The organism is Pseudomonas sp. BIGb0381 (assembly GCF_024809815.1).
Taxonomy (GTDB): domain Bacteria; phylum Pseudomonadota; class Gammaproteobacteria; order Pseudomonadales; family Pseudomonadaceae; genus Aquipseudomonas.
The window spans coordinates 933,040-949,893 of record NZ_JANUEN010000001.1 but is presented as its reverse complement, the minus strand read 5'-3'; the positions used below and the strand labels follow the sequence as shown (position 1 = coordinate 949,893).

Below are 16,854 nucleotides of genomic sequence, written 5' to 3'. Positions count from 1 at the left end.
CTTGCTACCTTGGCCCTTGCTGGAAATAATGACCGCCCCCGAGCATGCCCCAAGGACTCGATCGCATGAAAACAACGATAACCCTGTGCGTACTGGCAAGCCTGGCCACATCCGCCCTGGCCGACACCGCGCCCTCGCGCCTCGACCAGGTGCTTGAGCGCGGCACCCTCAGCGTCTGCACCACCGGCGACTACAAGCCCTACACCTCGTTGCGCGCCGATGGCAGCTATGAAGGCATCGACATTGCCATGGCCGAGTCCCTGGCCAAGAGCCTTAATGCCAGAATCCAGTGGGTGCCCACCACCTGGAAAACCCTGATGCCGGACTTCCTCGCCCAGCGCTGCGACATCGCCGTGGGCGGTATTTCGGTGTCCCTGGAGCGCCAGAAAAAAGCCTTCTTCAGCCAGTCCCTCGGGGTCGACGGCAAGATCCCGCTGGTGCGTTGCGCCGACGTCAAGCGCTACCAGACCGTGGAGCAGATCAACCAGCCCCAGGTGCGCGTGATCGAACCGGCGGGCGGCACCAACGAAATCTTTGCCCGCGCCCACCTGGGCCAGGCGCAGATCCGCCTGCACGACAACGTGACCATCTTCGACGAACTGCTGGCCGGCAAGGCTGACGTGATGATCACCGACGCCAGCGAGGCGCGGTACCAGCAGAAACTCAAGCCGGGGCTGTGTGCGGTCAACCCGGAGCGGCAGATGCAGTACAGCGAAAAAGCCTTTTTGCTGCCCCGCGATGATGTGGCGTGGAAGAGCTATGTCGACCAGTGGTTGCACCTGAGCGTAGCCACCGGCGTCTACGACGGCATCGTCAACCAATGGTTGGCGGCGCCCTGAGCCAGAGCCGTCTACGCTGTGGTCACATCAATAAGAACGAGGGACGGGACATGAAGGGACTGCTCCGCGCCACCTGGCTGCTGCTGTTGTGTTTCAGCCAGGTGCACGCCGACACGCCGGGTGAGGACGCCCAGGCCGCCAAGGCCTTGCTGGGAAAAGCCCTGGCCTACTACCAGACCAACGGTGACAAGGCCTTCGCGGCGTTCAGCCGCCAGGGCGAGTTCATCGATCACGACCGCTATGTGTTCGTGGTCGACACCCAGGGCGTGCTGCTGGCCAGTGGCGGCCCCTCCTCCGCCTTGATCGGTCGCGATGTGTCCGAAGTGCTGGGACCGGACTTGCGCCAGTCATTCAAGGACGCGCTTAAGGTGCCGGAAAGCCAGGGTATCCAGCAGGCCGACTACCGTTGGCAGAACTGGAACGACGGCAAGGTCGAGCACAAGCATGTGTTTTACCAGCGCGTCGGCGAGCGCATCCTGGCCGTGGGTTACTACCTGCCGCGCGCCACACCCGAACAGGCCCGCGCCCTGCGCAACAATGCGGTGAACGCGCTGGTGAAGGATGAAGCCGGCACGCTCAAGGCCATCAACTCATTGCAGGGCGGCTTCCTGCAGGATGACCTCTATGTGTTTGTGGTGGACCTGAACACCCGACGCTACGTGGCCCACGGCACCAACCTGCGGCTGATCAACACCGACTTCAGCAAGATCAAGGACCCGGACGGCAAGCCGGTGGGCGAGCCGATCCTCAAGCTGATGGCCGAGCAGGACCAGGGGGAATACAAGTACCGCTGGAAAAACCCGGTGACGGGCAAGGTCGAGAACAAACACGCTTATGTGCGCAAGGTCGGGCATTTCATGGTTGCGGTGGGTTACTACAGCCCTTGATCTGAACTGGAATGCATTCAACTGTGGGAGGGGGCAAGCCCCCTCCCACACTAGGTCTCTATTGTGTCAGTCAGCGGATTTTGTCTTCACGCCCGCGCAGCATGCGATTGGGCATCGCGATCGCCGCCGCCAACCCCAACAGCGACACCCCCGCACTCACCAGCAGCAAATGCCGGAACGTCCCCCCCAATTCCCCGCGTAGGGCATCCTGCGTCGGGCCTGGCGCGGCGTTCAGGCCATCGAGCAGCACGTTGCCGGAACTGCCCTCCGCCACCAGCGCACCGCTGGCCAGGTGGGCGAAGCTGGAGTCCTGCAACAGCGCCAGCAGCAACGCCGACATGCACGCCACCCCCACCGCGCCGCCAAGGGAGCGGAACAGGTTGGTGGTGCTGGTGGCGACGCCGATGTCCCGTTGATCTACAGAGTTTTGCGACCCCACCAGGGAGGTGGGGAACTGCATGCCCGCGGCGATGCCGCACAGCAACATGAACACGCCGGTCAGCAGCACGTCCTGGGGCGCACTGTAGGCCATGCCCAGGATCGCCAGCGGGCTCAACAGCGCGCCGCTGAGGATCATCGGTTTGTAGCGCCCGGTCACCGAGGTCATGCGCCCGGCGCAATAGGCGCCGATGGGCAGGCCGATCGCCAGGGGCAGCAAATGCAAGGCCGCGCTGTCGGCACCACCTCCGGTCACTGTTTGAAAGCGCAGGGGCATCAGCACCGTCAGGGAAATCGCCTGGAAGCTGGTGAAGAAAATCGTGCACCAGCACAGCACCGCACTGCGGTTGGCAAACAGGTGCATCGGCAGCAAGGGCTCGCGGGCGCGGCGCTCGTGCCAGACAAACAGGGTCAATGCCACCAGCGCACAGGCCAACAACCCCAGCACCTGGCGGTCACGCCAATGATGGCCCTGGCCGATTTCGGTGATGCCCAATAGCAAGGCCGTGAGGCCGATGATCATCAGCACGGTGCCGAGGTAATCGATGACCGGCTTGCGTTGCGGCGCCGGCAGCCCCACCAGGGTGCGATGGGCCACGTACCAGGCACCCGCCCCCAACGGCAGGTTGATCAGGAACACCCAACGCCAGGATAAGTACTCGGTCATGTAGCCGCCCAACACCGGCCCGGCCACGCTGGCCACTGCGTACATGCTGCTGAAATAGCCCTGATAGCGCCCGCGCTCACGGGGCGGAATGATGTCGCCGATGATCGCCTGGCTCACCGAGATCATCCCCCCGCGCCAATGCCCTGCAGCACCCGCGCCAGCACCAGTTGTTCCATGCTCTGGGCCATGCCGCAGAACAACGATGCCACGGTGAACAGGCCCATGCCGATCAGCATCATCGGCCGCCGCCCGTAGAGGTCGCCGAGCTTGCCGTAGATCGGCACCGCCACCGTCATCGCCACCATATAGCCGGAGATCACCCAGGCCAGCAGGTTGACGTCGTGGAATTGCGCGGAGATGGCGGGCATGGACACGGCGACGATGGTTTGGTCCAGGGCACCGAGGAAGATCGCCATCATCAACGAGGCGAGAATACTGCGCACCGCGGGAAGCGGTGGCGCGGGCTGATTGAGCTGAGTCACGGCAGAACCTTCGAGCAGGGCCCGCGGGAAAAGGCGGCCCGCGGGAATGCTCGATACGATAGCAGGCTATTCGATAGGCTCGTAAGGAAGTCCGACGTAATTTTCCGCAATGGTCTTGCGTCCGGCTTCGGAGTGAATGAAGTACTCCAGCTCGCTCTGGGCGATACGCTGGCTGAATCCGTCGGACTCAGGGAATTGATGCAACATCGAGGTCATCCACCACGAAAACCGCTCGGCCTTCCACACCCGACGCAGGCAGATGGCGGAATAACGTTCCAGCAAGTCCACCCGTCCCTCGCCATACACCTTGAGCAAAATCCGGAACAACGTGCTCACGTCGCTGGCCGCCAGGTTCAAGCCCTTGGCCCCGGTGGGTGGCACGATATGGGCCGCATCGCCGAGCAGGAACAGGCGCCCGTACTGCATCGGTTCCACCACAAAACTGCGCAGTGGCGCGATGCTTTTTTCGATGGATGGGCCGGTGACCAGCTGTTCAGCCAAGGCGTTGGGCAGGCGGGTTTTCAGTTCCGCCCAGAAGCGTTCGTCCGACCATTCGCCCACCGGCTCCTCGGCCGGTACTTGCAGGTAATAGCGGCTGCGCGTCGGTGAACGCATGCTGCACAGCGCAAAGCCTCGGTCGTGCTTGGCGTACACCAGTTCCGCGTGCACCGGCGGGGTGTCGGCGAGGATGCCCAGCCAGCCGAAGGGGTAGACCCGCTCGAACACCTTCAGCGATTCAGCCGGGATCGACTGGCGCGCCACACCGTGGAACCCATCACAGCCGGCGATGTAGTCGCACTCCAGGCGAAACGCTTCGCCCTGATGCTCGAACGTCAGCCAGGGTCGATCACTTTTAAGATCATGGGGCTGCACGTCGCGCGCTTCATACAGGGTGGTGGCGCCAGCGGCGGCGCGGGCGGCCATCAGGTCGCGGGTGACTTCGGTCTGGCCGTAGACCATCACGGACTGGCCGCCCGTCAGCGCCTTCAAATCGATGTGGGTCAGTTGACCGTCCAGCGCCAGCTCGAAGCCATCATGCACCAGGCCTTCGGCATCCATCCGCTCGCTGACGCCCGCCTCGCGCAGCAGGTTGACCATGCCCTGTTCCAGCACCCCGGCGCGGATGCGGCCTTGCACGTAGTCGGCACTCTGGCGCTCCAGGATGAGGGTCTGGATACCGGCGTTGTGCAACAGTTGGCCAAGCAACAGCCCGGAGGGACCGGCGCCGATGATGGCGACTTGGGTTTTCAGCGTTTTCATTATTTTTATCGCCCGCAAATTCCACACGAACGGATCGAGTGAAAGAGTTGTCATTGATCTGGTAGCTGACAGTTTTCACTTGAGTGCGCAGTATAAGAAGGTGAAAACTGCGATAAAACCTGCGCTTTTTGCCAATTCGGGCGATTACCGCACCACTGTCCTGAGTATCGGATTGAAACCATGACCAACACCGCGATTCCGGTCTTCAAGCTTTACGGAGAAAGCCAGCAATGGCCGACCCCCGATTTGTTGCACTGCGAAACCATTTCCCGCCGCAGTCGGGAATACCAGTGGGAAATCCAGCCCCACCGGCACGCGGATCTGTGCCAGCTGCTGTATGTGCACAAAGGCCAGGCCGAGTTAGAAATCGAAGGTCAGCGCACCACGCTCAACGAAGCCACACTGCAGGTCTTGCCGCCGTTGTGCGTGCATGGGTTTCGCTTTGCCGAAGATGTCGAAGGCTATGTGGTCACCCTCGCGGCTCCGCTGGTCAGCCACTTGCAAGCCCAACTGGGCGCAACGGCAGGCGGTTTGCAGACCCTGGGCAGCTACCCGGCGGGCCAGGACAGTGACTACCTCAACAGCCAGTTCGCCCGCCTGCAGGACGAATACGCCGACGACCAACCGGCCCGGGACATGTTGATGCACGCGCTGGTCAGTGTGCTGCTGGTGTGGATCAGCCGCCAGGCCATCCAGCGCCGCCACCCGCGCGCGCCAAGGGGCCGCGAGTACTTCCGGCGCTTTACGCAATTGGTTGAACAGCACTATCGGGAACACCCGAAGATTGAGGATCTGGCCCACAAGCTGGGTATCTCGGTCTCACACCTGAATGGGACGTGTCGGGAACTGGGCGGGCAGCCCGCCTTGCAGATCATGCATGACCGCCAATTACTCGAAGCCAAGCGCCTGCTGACCTACACCAGCATGACCATCAACGAAATGTCGGAAGTACTGGGTTTTTCCGACCCGACCAACTTCTCTCGGCTGTTCCGCCGACGTGTCGGGTTCTCACCCAAGGCGTTTCGCGAGCAACTCAAAGCCGAACAGCCGCTTACCTGAGTGCACTGAAACTACCGGTATGGGGAACGCAATGATCCTGATGACAGCTGATCGCAAAGGTCGGCTGCATACGGGTCTGTTCCACGCGGTAGGCGGCAGTTCCGTACAGTGCGCTGGCCAGGGCGCAGAGGGTGAAAATCATCAGGTATTTTCTGGTTTTGATGCTCATGGCACAGACCTCTGAACGGATCTACAGGGTGCTGTTTAAAGCATAGGCCAAGCAGGGCGAGTTGCCATTATTGGACGACATTCAACAGGGTTATGTCGCCTTAGAGACCAATATCCCACAACGGCTCCTCGGGGAACCTCACCACCAGGAAATCCAGCAGGCTGCGCAGCGCCGAAGGCATGTGCTTGCGCGATGCATAGACCGCGTAGATGTTCATCTGCCGGGGTTCGGCCTCGGGCAGCAGACGTACCAGTTCACCACGGCGGATGTGCTCGCCGGCCTGGTAGCTGGGCAACATCGCCACCCCGCCCCCAGCCAGCGCCACGCGTAACAACGTACTGGCTTCGTTAGCGGTGATATTGCCGTGCACCGGCACCGACACGTGCTCGCCGTGCTCTTCGAAATGCCACAGGCTTTTGCCGAAGTACGAGTGGGTCAGGCAGTTGTGCCGGGCCAGGTCTTCGACTTTCTGCGGCGCCGGGTGCTCCAACAGGTACGCCGGGGTTGCGCACACCACCGAGCGACAGACCGTCAGGCGCCGGGCGATCAGGTTCGGGTCCAGGTCGTTACTGGTACGGATGGCCAGGTCGATGCGCTCATCCACCAGGTTCACCGTGCGGTCGAGCATTTGCAGGTCAATGGTCACCAAGGGGTAGCGCTTGACGTACTCGGCGATGGCCTCGGCCAATTGCGCCTGGCCGAACGAGGTGCTGACACTCAGGCGCAACAGGCCACGGGGCGCATTATCGGGCTCACTGACGGCGGCCTGCATATCACCGCACAATTCCAGAAGTTGCCGACACCGTGGCAAGGTTTCGCCACCGGCCGCCGTAAGGCTGAGCTTGCGTGTGGTGCGGTGCAACAGGCGCGCGCCGACCCAGTCTTCCAACTCGGCCAGGTAACGCGACACCACCGGGCGCGACAGGTCCAAATGGTCGGCAGCAGCGGACTGGCTGCCCAGGTCCACCACCGTGACAAATACGCGCATTGCTTGAAGACGATCCATGATTTGCCCGATTTCAGAAACAAACTATGTCCCAGCATCGCATTTTTAGTTCGGTTTAGTGCAACTAAGCTCTGTGCATCCTTTGAATCGACTGCTGGAGCTGCCCGATGTTCTCAACCCTCAAGCGCTTGACCTTCACCGCTGCCGTGGCGTTTGCCGGCCATGCAGCGGCGGCCGACCTGACCCTTGATGTCTACAACCCAGGCGAGGCGGCAATCTTCCCGGTCAGCTCGGTGCTGGTCAGCGGCGCCAAAGACGCGATCCTGGTGGATGCGCAATTCGGCAAGGGCCAGGCCGAGCAACTGGTGCAGAAGATTCGCGCCAGCGGCAAACACCTGACCACCATCTACATCAGCCACGGCGACCCGGATTACTACTTCGGCCTCGACACCCTGACAGCCGCGTTCCCCGACGCCAAGGTGCTGGCGCCGCAACCGGTGGTCGACCATATCAATGCCACCGTGGCCGGCAAACTTGAGTTCTGGGGCCCGAAAATGGGTGCCGACAAACCGGGCAAAACCCTCGTGCCCCAAGCGCTGCAAGGCCACAGCCTGGCCCTTGAAGGGCAGCAATTGGAGGTGATCGGCCTGGACGGCCCGCAACCGGACCGCAGCTTCGTGTGGATCCCGTCGATCAAGGCCGTGGTCGGGGGCGTGGTGGTCGCGCAAAACATTCACCTGTGGATGGCCGACACCCAAAGCGCGCAATCCCATAAAGACTGGCTTGCGACCCTGCAACGCATCGAACAGCTGCAGCCACGCACAGTGATTCCGGGCCACTACCTGGGCACGCCATCGCCGAAATCCGTGGCCTTTACTGCCGATTACATCAAGGCCTTCGACGTAGAAACCGCCAAGGCCAAGGACGCCGCCGCCCTGATCGCGGCCATGAAAAAACGTTACCCCTCCCTCGCCGACGAAAGCTCGCTGGAACTGAGCGCCAAAGTCGCCAAGGGCGAAATGAAGTGGTGAATGGCTTTAAACCCTAACCGTACTGGAGAACGTCATGAGCAAGATCGCAATCATTGGGGCCACCGGCCGTGCCGGCAGCCAATTGCTGGAAGAAGCACTGCGTCGTGGGCATAGCGTGGTGGCTATCGCGCGTAACACCGACAAGCTGGCTGTACGCCCCGGCGTCACCGTCAAGCAGGTTGATGCACTGGATGCCAATGCCCTGGAACAAGCCATCAGCGGCAGCGATGTGGTGATCAGTGCGGCACATTTCGCCACCCTGCCCGCCAGCGCCGTGATCGGCCCGGTGAAAAAAGCCGGGGTGAAACGCCTGCTGGTGGTGGGCGGCGCCGGTTCGTTGCTGCTGCCGGGTGGCGGACGTGTGATCGACAGCGAGGGCTTCCCGGCTGAATACAAAACCGAAGCCAGTGCAGGGGCCGCGTTTCTCGATGTGCTGCGCCAGGAAAAGGACTTGGATTGGACGTTCCTGTCGCCATCGGCCTTGTTCGATGGCACCGAGCGCACCGGTAAATTCCGCCTGGGCCAGGATGACTTGCTGGTGAGCAGTGACGGTACCAGCTCGATCAGCTTTGCCGACTACGCCATCGCCATGATCGACGAAGTGGAAGCACCGAAGCACTCGCGCCAGCGCTTTACCGTCGGCTACTGACCCAACGCGGTCAAGAAATGTGGGAGGGGGCTTGCTCCCGATAGCGGTGGTTCAGTTGGAGCCTCTTTGGCTGACACACCGCTATCGGGAGCAAGCCCCCTCCCACATTTGGATCTTCAGCGCCTACGACTGTTGTGCCTGGCTCACTAGCCAATCCATCAGCGCTTCAAGCCCTGCCGACGGCACCGTCCCCGGCGGATACACCAGGTAATACCCCTTCCCCGTCGGCACCCGCAGTTCAAACGGCATCACCAACCGCCCCGCCTTCAGGTCCTCGCCCATCAACGCACTGTCGCCCATCGCCACCCCGGAGCCCTGGGAGGCCACGTTCATCGCCAAATCCAACGTCTCGAAATGATGCCCCTGGCTCAAGTTGCTCAACCGCGTATCCGCCGCCTTGAGCCACCGCGCCCAATCGCGCTCGTCCCGCGTGGGGTGCAGCAGCACCTGTTGCTGCAGGTCCGCCGGGGTGTGCAAACCGGCAAGCAGCGCCGGTGCGCAGACCGGGGTGAGTTGTTCGTCGAACAAGTGCCGCGCCTCGGCCGACTGCTCGGCGATGGGCGCGTAGATCACCGCCGCATCGAATTGCTCGCGACGAAAATCCACGCTGTAGGCCACGGTGGTGGTGAGTTCCACCGGCACATCCGGGCGTTCCTTTTGCCACTGCATCAAGCGCGGCAACAACCAGCGCATCACACAGGTGGACGCCTTGATTTGCAGGGTATGGCGACGATTGCCGATCTGCTCCACCGCGTCACCGAGCAGGCCGAACACCTGCTGCACCCGTTGCGACCACTCGCGACCTTCTTCGGTCAGGCTCAACCCCCGTGCCTGGCGCTGGAACAACGCGTAGCCCAAATGGCTCTCCAGCCCGGCGATCTGCCGGCTCACCGCGCCTTGGGTGATGTGCAGTTGCTCGGCGGCGCGGGTGAAGTTGCAGCACTGGGCCGTGACCCAGAAGGTATGCAACGCGGGCAGTGGCGGGAGGCGTTTCATAAGGGCGCAGCCATGACGTGAGGACATGGCTAGTATGACTTTTTATCGATTGTTGCCGCTACGGGCCAGCCGTTCCAATACCGCCACGAATCCATAACAAGAGCGACACCTATGGCGACCTGCGGCGAAGTATTGGTCAACCTCCTGGAAAGCTACGGCGTGGACCAGGTGTTTGGTATCCCCGGCGTGCACACCGTAGAGCTGTATCGCGGCCTGGCCCGCTCGAGCATCCGCCACGTCACCCCGCGCCACGAACAGGGCGCCGGTTTTATGGCCGACGGCTACGCGCGCACGAGTGGCAAGCCGGGCGTGTGTTTCATCATCACCGGCCCGGGCATGACCAATATCACCACGGCCATGGGCCAGGCCTATGCCGACTCGATCCCGATGCTGGTGATTTCCAGCGTGCAATCGCGCAGCCAGTTGGGCGGTGGGCGCGGCAAGCTGCATGAGTTGCCGAACCAGGGCGCGATGATCGCCGGCGTGGCGGCGTTCTCCCATACATTGATGTCGGCAGCGGAGTTGCCTGCCGTGCTGGCGCGGGCGTTTGCGTTGTTCCAGGCCGGCAGACCGCGCCCGGTGCATATCGAGATTCCGTTGGATGTGCTGGTGGAAAACGCCGATGCACTGCTCGGCAGTCAACCGGTCAGCGTCGCCCGTGCCGGTGCGGCACCGTCGGCGGTCAAGCAGATGAGCCAGTTGCTCGCCGCCGCCAAACGCCCGCTGATCCTGGCCGGTGGCGGCGCGATTGAGGCGGCCGCCGAAGTGACCCGTCTGGCCGAAACCCTCGGCGCGCCGGTGGCCCTGACTATCAACGCCAAGGGCATGCTGCCGTCCAATCATCCGCTGCTGATCGGCTCGACCCAGTCCCTGGTCGCTACCCACGCGCTGGTGGCCGAGGCCGATGTGGTGCTGGCCATCGGCACCGAGCTAGCCGAGACCGACTACGACGTGACCTTCGCCGGTGGCTTCGAGATACCCGGCGCGCTGCTGCGCATCGATATCGACCCCGACCAGACCGTGCGCAACTACCCGCCGCACCTCGCACTGGTGGCCGATGCGCAGATCGCCGCAGATGCCTTGCTGACGGAATTGAACCGCACGCCGCTTGGCCCTCGCCGCACCGACTGGGGCGCTCAGCGCGTCGCCCGGTTGTGGGCCGAACTGGCCCCCACCTGGGACGCCGCCACCCGCGCGCAAACCCTGTTCCTCAATACGGTGCTGGAGGCTCTGCCGGGCGCCGTGCTGGTGGGCGATTCGACCCAACCGGTGTACAGCGGCAACCTGACCCTGAACCTCGACCATCCGCGCCGCTGGTTCAATTCCTCCACCGGCTACGGCACCTTGGGCTACGCCCTGCCCGCCGCCATCGGCGCTTGGTTGGGCCGTGGCGATGGGCAGCCGGTGGTGTGTTTGATCGGCGACGGCGGGCTGCAATTCACCCTGCCGGAACTGGCCAGCGCGGTGGAAGCGCGCACGCCGATCATCGTGCTGCTGTGGAATAACCAGGGGTATGAAGAGATCAAGAAATACATGCTCAACCGCGCCATCGAACCGGTCGGCGTGGACATCTACACCCCGGACTTTATCGGCGTGGCCAAGGCCCTCGGCAGTGCTGCCGACAGCGCTCACAGCGTTGCACAGCTACGCAGCGCCTTGCACGCCGCCGCTGATCGCCAGGGGCCGACGCTGATTGAGATCGACCAGAACCTATGGATGCAGGAGGTAGCGGTATGAGCGCAGTATTGAACGGTGTGTATATCGACGGCACATGGCGCGCAGGCCATGAAGTGCTGGAGGTGATCAACCCGGCCACCGAGGCGACGCTGGCGCGCATCAGCGTCGGCGATGCGCAGGCCGTGACCCAAGCCGTCGATGCGGCCAGCGTGGCCTTTGTCGATTGGTCTAAAAGTACCGGCCGTGATCGCGCCAGCCTGCTGCGCAAAATTGCCCAAGGCGTCAGCGCGCAGCGCGAACAGCTGATGCACGTGCAGTCGAGCAACAACGGCAAGCCACTGTTTGAAGCCGGCATCGATGTGGACGACGTGATCGCCACGTTCGAATACTACGCCGGCATCGCCGACGCCATGGACGCCGGCCAGGACCTCCCGGTGGCGCTGCCCAGCGATGACTTCAGCGCGCGCCTGCGCCGTGAGCCGTGCGGCGTGGTGGGGCTGATCGTGCCGTGGAATTTCCCGATGGTCACCACCGCGTGGAAACTCGCCCCGGCCCTCGCTGCCGGTTGCTGCGTGGTGCTCAAACCGTCGGAAGTCACGCCGCTGGCGGAGTTACAGTTGGCGCAAATCATCGCTGACGCGGGCTGCCCGGCGGGGGTGTTCAACTTGGTGTGCGGCACCGGCTTGGCCGTTGGCGCACCGCTGGCGGCAGACCGTCGCGTGGCGAAGATTTCCTTCACCGGCAGCAACGCCGTGGGCGTACAGGTGATGCAACGCGCAGCGGAAACCATCAAGGGCGTGAGTCTGGAGTTGGGCGGTAAATCTTCGCTGCTGGTACTCGCCGATGCCGACCTCGACCTGGCGGTGGAGCTGGCGTGTGGCGGTGGTTTTTTCAACGCCGGGCAAATGTGTTCCGCCACCAGCCGCGTGCTGGTGGCCGACAACCTGGCGGATGAATTCCTGCAGCGCTTGCAGGCACGGGTTGAAGGGATTCGCGTCGCCGACCCGTTTGCCGACGACGTGGAGATGGGCGCGCTGATCAACCGCGTGCAGTATCAGCGAGTGCTGGGGCATATCCAACGGGGCGTCGAGGCTGGGGCGCGATTGTTGTGTGGCGGTGAACGCCCGGCGAACCTGGCGAAGGGCTACTTCATTCGCCCGACGGTGTTTACCGACGTGCCATTGGACAGTGCATTGTGGAACGAAGAAATCTTCGGCCCGGTGCTGTGTGTACGACCTTTTGCCACTGAGCAAGAGGCCATTGCCCTGGCCAACGACAGCGAGTTCGGCCTGGTGGCCAGCGTGATCAGCCGCAGCGTCGAGACCACCGAGCGCGTGGCGAATGCCTTGCAGGCCGGGTTGGTGTGGATCAACGCACCGCAGGTGATCTTCCCGCAGACCGCATGGGGTGGTTACAAGCAGAGCAGTATCGGCCGTGAGCTGGGCCCGTGGGGGCTGGCGGCGTTTCAGGAGATCAAGCATGTGATCCGGTCTATCTGACGGTGCAGCCTCCCTGTGGAATGTGGACCAATGTGGGAGGGGGCTTGCTCCCGATAGCGCTGATTCAGTTGGAGCATCTTTGACTGACACACCGCTATCGGGAGCAAGCCCCCTCTCACATTTTGATTTGCGGTGTTTCAGTTAACTGCAATTTTTAGATAGCACCTGCGACTTTCTCATTTGCCCCCCTCCCCCAGGCGTGGCCTGATTCGCCCTTGTTCATTCAAGGCAGGCCCATGGAAAACGTTCAGGCAAAACCCACCACCGCCGTGTGGCTGATGATCAGCGTCGTGCTGGTCGCCCTTAACCTGCGGCCGTCGATGGCCGCCGTGGGGCCGTTGTTGTCGTCGATTCGCGGCGAGGTGCCGCTGAGTTTCAGCAGCGCGGCGTTGCTGACCATGTTGCCGGTCATGGCCATGGGCCTGGCGATGTTCTTTGGCATGGGCCTGGCCAAGCGTTTTGGCGAGCACCGCAGCATTGTGCTGTCACTGCTGGTGATTGGCGCGGCGACGTTGTCGCGATTGTTCCTGGATTCGGCCATGGAATTGATCGTCAGCGCGATTGCGGCCGGTGTGGGTATCGCCATGATCCAGGCGCTGATGCCGGCCCTGATCAAGTCGCGGTTCAGCGACAACGTGTCGTTGTTCATGGGCCTCTACGTCACCGCCATCATGGGCGGCGCGGCGCTGGCGGCAGCGTTCTCCCCCTTCGTGCAGGTGCAGACCGGCAGCTGGCGCATCGGGCTGGCGATCTGGGCGTTTCTGGCGCTGCTGGCCCTGGTGTTCTGGTACGCCCAGCGCTCGGTATTGCCACCGCTGCCCCACCCCGCCGCCGGCCCTCAGGAAGCGTTTTTCGGCAACGGCCGCGCCTGGTTGCTGGCGATCTTTTTCGGCCTCGGTACAGCGTCCTACACCTGCGTACTGGCGTGGCTGGCGCCGTACTACGTGGAGCAAGGCTGGAGCGAACAGAATGCCGGGTTGTTGCTGGGTTTTCTGACCGCGATGGAGGTGGTGTCCGGCCTGGTCACGCCGGCCATCGCCAACCGTCGCCGGGATAAACGCGGGGTGGTGGCGGTGTTGCTGGTGCTGATCATCCTCGGGTTCTGCGGCTTGATCCTCAGCCCGCAGCACCTCAGCTTGCTATGGCCATGCCTGCTCGGCCTGGGTATCGGCGGGCTGTTCCCGATGAGCCTGATCCTGTCCCTCGACCACCTCGACAACCCGCGTCGCGCGGGGGGCCTTACCGCATTCGTGCAGGGCATCGGCTACCTGATTGCTGGCCTGTCGCCGCTGATCGCCGGGATGATCCGCGACCAACTGGGCAGCTTCGAATGGGCCTGGTGGTCGCTGACGGCGGTGATCGTGGTGATGCTGTTGATCGTCACACGCTTCAACCCAAAGCATTACGCAGAACATATTCGCTGACGTCGTGTTGCAAACAGTATTTGTCCCACACCAAACATAGAAACACCCTACAGAGCTTTCTATTGGCACGGCCGTTCCGTTAAGCTTTCGCGCTGTCTTGTACTGACTTCGGTACATGGGGTTTACGGACGAAACCGATGTTAAACAGTAACTTGCTCAGAAAACTCGATATGCAGGACTTGATGGTGTTTATCGCCGTCTATGACCAGAGCAGCGTTACCGAGGTGTCAGAAACACTGTTCGTCAGCCAGTCCACCGTGAGCTACAGCCTGAAGAAACTGCGGACCAGTTTTGAAGACGAACTGTTTATCAACACGCGGGCGGGCATGCGGCCTACATACAAGGCCACCACCATGTACGCCCATGTGCAGAAGATCCTCGAAAGCATCAACCTGTGCCACGCCGGTGGCCAGGCCTTCGACCCGACCCAGAAGGCCGTGACCTTCAATGTCTGCGCGCCGGAGTACTTCGAACAACTGATCCTGCCGCGCCTGTTGAAGCATTTCGACCGCGCCGACCTGCCGGTGATCGTCAATGTGCAGAAACTGGAAGCCGACATCCCCGCCGACGACCTGCGCGAGGGCCGCCTGGACCTGGTGATCTGCTTCGGCCCGCACTTTCACCGCGCCCATAAAGACTTCAAGACCCAGATGCTGCTGGAAGACGACCTGGTGTGCGTCTTCGATAAACGCGCGGCACCGCGCGAGGCGGCGTTCAGCCTGCAATCGTTCGTCGAGCGGCGTCACGTGTTCCCCACGCCCTGGACCTCCGACACCAACATGATCGACGGCTGGCTGGCGCGCCAGGCCCACAAGCGCCAGGTGATCGCCCGGGCCAACAGCTACAGCGCAGCGCTGAAGATGATCACCGGCACCGACTTCATCGTCACCCTGCCGCGCCGCGTGCACAAACTGCTGGCGCCCGCGGCGGTGTTCGGCCACTGCGAGGCCCCCAACGGGTTACCGGGGTTCACCCTGGATATGCAGTGGAATGAAAGCAGTGAACAGGACAGTGCCAATACCTGGTTTCGTGAGCAGGTGGTGAAGGTGTGTGCGGATCAGGGATTACTCTAACGTCTGTGGCAAGGGAGCAAGCGCCCTCGCCACGATGGATTGCGGGTTAGCCGATGGCGACTTTGCTGTAGGAATCGCGATCCATGTCGACCAGCAGGACGCTGAGCTGAACCTGTATATCCGCCGGCCAGTCCCCCAGATCCTGCAATGCTGCCAGCAGGCTTTGCGACAATTGCTGCTTGACCTGCGGCGACCGCCCGCTGAGCAGCGACAGCTTCACCGCGATGAAACCGCGTGGGTTGAGGGAGGTGCCCACCTGAAAACTCTCGACCTTCACGGCACGGCTTTTGATATCGAACTCGGAACCGAACTGCCCGGACGCCATCAGCACATTGTTGAGACGTAACAGGGTTTTCTCGACGGCCAGGTTTGTCAGGTTGGCGGTGTATTCCAAGTGCAGGTGTGGCATGGATGACTCCGAGTCATTCGTAGGAAGATTCGTAGATATACCACGGATAAACGCGTCAAGCCTTGTTCGCCAGGCCCCGATCACTCATGAACGCTTCCAGCCGCGAACGCACCCAGCGTTCGGCCGGATCGGTGTCCACATGACTGAGCCAGACCATGGACAAATCCAGGGTCGGCGTCTCGAACGGAAACGGCTCACAGAACAGGTTGCCCGACACCGCCATGGCCTCGGCGGTGTAGTCCGGCAGGCTGGCGATCAGGTCCGTCCCGGCCAGCAGCGCGGGCAATGCGCTGTATTGCGGCACCGACAACACCACATGGCGCTTGCGGCCGATTTCCGCCAGCCACTCATCGGCAAACCCGGACACGTTGGCGGTGTGGGACACCAGCACATGGGGGCGCGAGCAATATTCATCGAGGGTCAGCGGAGTGTCCGAGGCGTCGGCGCGCAGCAGTCGCGGGCGGATATGACGCAGCAGCTTGCGCTTGGCATTCGCCGGCAGGCCACGGGTCTGGGTGATGCCGACGGTAATATCGCCGGAGGCCAGCAGGTCGGGGATGCGCCAGTAGTCCACATGCTGGACCACGAACACCACTTGCGGCGCCTCCTGGCGCAAGGCGCGCAGCAGCGGCGGCAACAGGCCGAACTCGACGTCATCGGACAGGCCGATGCGAAAGGTCATGGTGCTGATGGATGGGTCGAAATCGTGGGTCAGGCTCAAGGCCGACGACAGTGAGTCCAGGGCGGGCGACAGGTGCTGGATGATTTCCTCGGCGCGCGCAGTGGGCTCCATGCGATGGCCGACGCGAATGAACAGCGGGTCATTGAACAAGGTGCGCAGACGGTTGAGGGCCGAACTGATGGTCGGCTGGCCGAGAAACAGCTTCTCGGCCACCCGCGTCACATTGCGCTCAAGCATCAGTGCTTCGAAGACCACCATCAGGTTGATGTCGGCCTTGCGTAATTCATTGCGATTCATCGGCGCCTGCCCTTTCCCCAAGACAGGTCGCAGTGTAGAAAGCGCGACGCACGGCGTCTATGCGCCAATCTGCTGATACCGGCCCCTTGCTCAGGGCTTGAGCGGAAACTCCTGATCCCGCTCGGACAGCTCCGTTCCGTCATCCGGATGTTTCCAGGTCTGGGGTTTTTCTTCTTCACGCCGTTGCTGGGGTTGTTCACGCTCCGGCTCATCCTGGCGCTTCTGTTCGTTGCCCATAGCCACCTCCCCTCCGTAAGAATTAGTCACATCTACCAGCATAGAACAGAGCAGGATTTTTGACGGATACGGCGATTGATAGCCAATTAAGATTAATCAATCCAAATTTTTCACTTATCATTTCTAAATGTGT

16 protein-coding genes and 1 pseudogene are annotated in these 16,854 nt (G+C 62.3%); 9 read left to right on the top strand and 8 right to left on the bottom strand.

Features of this window, described 5'->3' with window-relative positions; all coding sequences use genetic code 11:
* Positions 1-65: 65 nt before the first annotated feature.
* Positions 66-839: a transporter substrate-binding domain-containing protein gene (locus M2397_RS04495; protein WP_145334875.1), complete on the top strand. Its 774-nt coding sequence runs from the start codon at positions 66-68 to the stop codon at positions 837-839.
* 50 nt (positions 840-889) lie between these two features.
* On the top strand, positions 890-1,726 hold the full coding sequence (locus M2397_RS04490; RefSeq protein WP_145334877.1) for a cache domain-containing protein: 837 nt from the start codon (positions 890-892) through the stop codon (positions 1,724-1,726).
* Between the two features lie 70 nt (positions 1,727-1,796).
* Here M2397_RS04490 and M2397_RS04485 read toward each other — a convergent pair.
* Together M2397_RS04485 and pobA are read right to left on the bottom strand one after the other, a co-directional pair.
* Positions 1,797-3,313, bottom strand: a pseudogene (locus tag M2397_RS04485) (MDR family MFS transporter).
* 66 nt (positions 3,314-3,379) lie between these two features.
* Positions 3,380-4,564 (bottom strand): 4-hydroxybenzoate 3-monooxygenase, encoded by a 1,185-nt coding sequence (pobA, locus tag M2397_RS04480; protein WP_178116724.1) that lies wholly within the window; start codon positions 4,562-4,564, stop codon positions 3,380-3,382.
* A gap of 189 nt (positions 4,565-4,753) precedes the next feature.
* Here pobA and M2397_RS04475 point away from each other — a divergent pair, with 189 nt between their 5' ends.
* Positions 4,754-5,632, top strand: coding sequence for a helix-turn-helix domain-containing protein (locus M2397_RS04475; RefSeq protein ID WP_131698906.1), 879 nt, complete (start codon positions 4,754-4,756; stop codon positions 5,630-5,632).
* Here M2397_RS04475 and M2397_RS04470 read toward each other — a convergent pair.
* Together M2397_RS04470 and M2397_RS04465 are read right to left on the bottom strand one after the other, a co-directional pair.
* The gene (locus tag M2397_RS04470; RefSeq protein WP_167656097.1) at positions 5,625-5,801 is read right to left on the bottom strand and encodes a hypothetical protein; all 177 of its coding nucleotides are present in this window, start codon (positions 5,799-5,801) and stop codon (positions 5,625-5,627) included. The two genes, M2397_RS04475 and M2397_RS04470, sit on opposite strands and share 8 nt — an antisense overlap.
* A 100-nt stretch (positions 5,802-5,901) precedes the next feature.
* Entirely contained in the window at positions 5,902-6,807 is a 906-nt protein-coding gene (locus M2397_RS04465; RefSeq protein ID WP_167656096.1) for a LysR family transcriptional regulator, read from the bottom strand.
* A 107-nt stretch (positions 6,808-6,914) separates the two neighbouring features.
* Between M2397_RS04465 and M2397_RS04460 the strand changes: the two genes are divergently transcribed.
* Together M2397_RS04460 and M2397_RS04455 are read left to right on the top strand one after the other, a co-directional pair.
* Positions 6,915-7,778, top strand: a complete 864-nt coding sequence (locus M2397_RS04460) for an MBL fold metallo-hydrolase (protein ID WP_259242355.1) — start codon at positions 6,915-6,917, stop codon at positions 7,776-7,778.
* Positions 7,779-7,812: 34 nt separating this feature from the next.
* On the top strand, positions 7,813-8,427 hold the full coding sequence (locus M2397_RS04455; RefSeq protein WP_145334884.1) for an NAD(P)-dependent oxidoreductase: 615 nt from the start codon (positions 7,813-7,815) through the stop codon (positions 8,425-8,427).
* Positions 8,428-8,550: 123 nt separating this feature from the next.
* Here the strand turns inward: M2397_RS04455 and M2397_RS04450 are convergent, their stop codons facing one another.
* On the bottom strand, positions 8,551-9,423 hold the full coding sequence (locus M2397_RS04450) for a LysR substrate-binding domain-containing protein (RefSeq protein WP_131698902.1): 873 nt from the start codon (positions 9,421-9,423) through the stop codon (positions 8,551-8,553).
* A 111-nt stretch (positions 9,424-9,534) separates the two neighbouring features.
* On the opposite strand from M2397_RS04450, the gene M2397_RS04445 reads away from it, so the two are divergent.
* The 4 genes from M2397_RS04445 (at position 9,535) to M2397_RS04430 (ending at position 15,096) form a co-directional block, all read left to right on the top strand.
* The gene (locus M2397_RS04445; protein WP_259242354.1) at positions 9,535-11,160 is read left to right on the top strand and encodes a 5-guanidino-2-oxopentanoate decarboxylase; all 1,626 of its coding nucleotides are present in this window, start codon (positions 9,535-9,537) and stop codon (positions 11,158-11,160) included.
* Positions 11,157-12,599 carry an aldehyde dehydrogenase family protein gene (locus M2397_RS04440; RefSeq protein ID WP_259242353.1) on the top strand — a complete coding sequence of 481 codons (1,443 nt, stop codon included), beginning with the start codon at positions 11,157-11,159 and terminating at the stop codon, positions 12,597-12,599. The genes M2397_RS04445 and M2397_RS04440 overlap by 4 nt, the downstream gene beginning before the upstream one ends.
* Positions 12,600-12,835: 236 nt before the next feature.
* Positions 12,836-14,023, top strand: coding sequence for a cyanate transporter (locus M2397_RS04435; protein ID WP_259242352.1), 1,188 nt, complete (start codon positions 12,836-12,838; stop codon positions 14,021-14,023).
* A 137-nt stretch (positions 14,024-14,160) separates the two neighbouring features.
* The gene (locus tag M2397_RS04430; RefSeq protein ID WP_259242351.1) at positions 14,161-15,096 is read left to right on the top strand and encodes a LysR family transcriptional regulator; all 936 of its coding nucleotides are present in this window, start codon (positions 14,161-14,163) and stop codon (positions 15,094-15,096) included.
* A 46-nt stretch (positions 15,097-15,142) separates the two neighbouring features.
* Here M2397_RS04430 and M2397_RS04425 read toward each other — a convergent pair whose 3' ends face one another.
* The 3 genes from M2397_RS04425 to M2397_RS04415 all read right to left on the bottom strand — a co-directional run bounded on the left by M2397_RS04425 (position 15,143) and on the right by M2397_RS04415 (position 16,721).
* Positions 15,143-15,505: a 5-carboxymethyl-2-hydroxymuconate Delta-isomerase gene (locus M2397_RS04425; protein WP_131698897.1), complete on the bottom strand. Its 363-nt coding sequence runs from the start codon at positions 15,503-15,505 to the stop codon at positions 15,143-15,145.
* 55 nt (positions 15,506-15,560) lie between these two features.
* A complete protein-coding gene (locus M2397_RS04420) occupies positions 15,561-16,484 on the bottom strand; it encodes a LysR substrate-binding domain-containing protein (RefSeq protein WP_131698896.1) in 924 nt (307 codons plus the stop codon).
* A gap of 90 nt (positions 16,485-16,574) precedes the next feature.
* Positions 16,575-16,721 (bottom strand): hypothetical protein, encoded by a 147-nt coding sequence (locus tag M2397_RS04415; protein WP_167656487.1) that lies wholly within the window; start codon positions 16,719-16,721, stop codon positions 16,575-16,577.
* Between the last annotated feature and the right edge of the window lie 133 nt (positions 16,722-16,854).

What these genes read in the sequence shown, in the direction of transcription:
- M2397_RS04415 (WP_167656487.1), bottom strand. Translation starts at nt 16,721, where the DNA reads ATGGGCAACGAACAGAAGCGCCAGGATGAGCCGGAGCGTGAACAACCC.
- M2397_RS04455 (WP_145334884.1), top strand. Translation starts at nt 7,813, where the DNA reads ATGAGCAAGATCGCAATCATTGGGGCCACCGGCCGTGCCGGCAGCCAA.
- M2397_RS04465 (WP_167656096.1), bottom strand. Translation starts at nt 6,807, where the DNA reads ATGGATCGTCTTCAAGCAATGCGCGTATTTGTCACGGTGGTGGACCTG.
- M2397_RS04430 (WP_259242351.1), top strand. Translation starts at nt 14,161, where the DNA reads ATGTTAAACAGTAACTTGCTCAGAAAACTCGATATGCAGGACTTGATG.
- M2397_RS04490 (WP_145334877.1), top strand. Translation starts at nt 890, where the DNA reads ATGAAGGGACTGCTCCGCGCCACCTGGCTGCTGCTGTTGTGTTTCAGC.
- M2397_RS04445 (WP_259242354.1), top strand. Translation starts at nt 9,535, where the DNA reads ATGGCGACCTGCGGCGAAGTATTGGTCAACCTCCTGGAAAGCTACGGC.
- M2397_RS04435 (WP_259242352.1), top strand. Translation starts at nt 12,836, where the DNA reads ATGGAAAACGTTCAGGCAAAACCCACCACCGCCGTGTGGCTGATGATC.
- M2397_RS04470 (WP_167656097.1), bottom strand. Translation starts at nt 5,801, where the DNA reads ATGAGCATCAAAACCAGAAAATACCTGATGATTTTCACCCTCTGCGCC.
- M2397_RS04440 (WP_259242353.1), top strand. Translation starts at nt 11,157, where the DNA reads ATGAGCGCAGTATTGAACGGTGTGTATATCGACGGCACATGGCGCGCA.
- M2397_RS04425 (WP_131698897.1), bottom strand. Translation starts at nt 15,505, where the DNA reads ATGCCACACCTGCACTTGGAATACACCGCCAACCTGACAAACCTGGCC.
- M2397_RS04495 (WP_145334875.1), top strand. Translation starts at nt 66, where the DNA reads ATGAAAACAACGATAACCCTGTGCGTACTGGCAAGCCTGGCCACATCC.
- M2397_RS04450 (WP_131698902.1), bottom strand. Translation starts at nt 9,423, where the DNA reads ATGAAACGCCTCCCGCCACTGCCCGCGTTGCATACCTTCTGGGTCACG.
- M2397_RS04460 (WP_259242355.1), top strand. Translation starts at nt 6,915, where the DNA reads ATGTTCTCAACCCTCAAGCGCTTGACCTTCACCGCTGCCGTGGCGTTT.
- M2397_RS04420 (WP_131698896.1), bottom strand. Translation starts at nt 16,484, where the DNA reads ATGAATCGCAATGAATTACGCAAGGCCGACATCAACCTGATGGTGGTC.
- M2397_RS04475 (WP_131698906.1), top strand. Translation starts at nt 4,754, where the DNA reads ATGACCAACACCGCGATTCCGGTCTTCAAGCTTTACGGAGAAAGCCAG.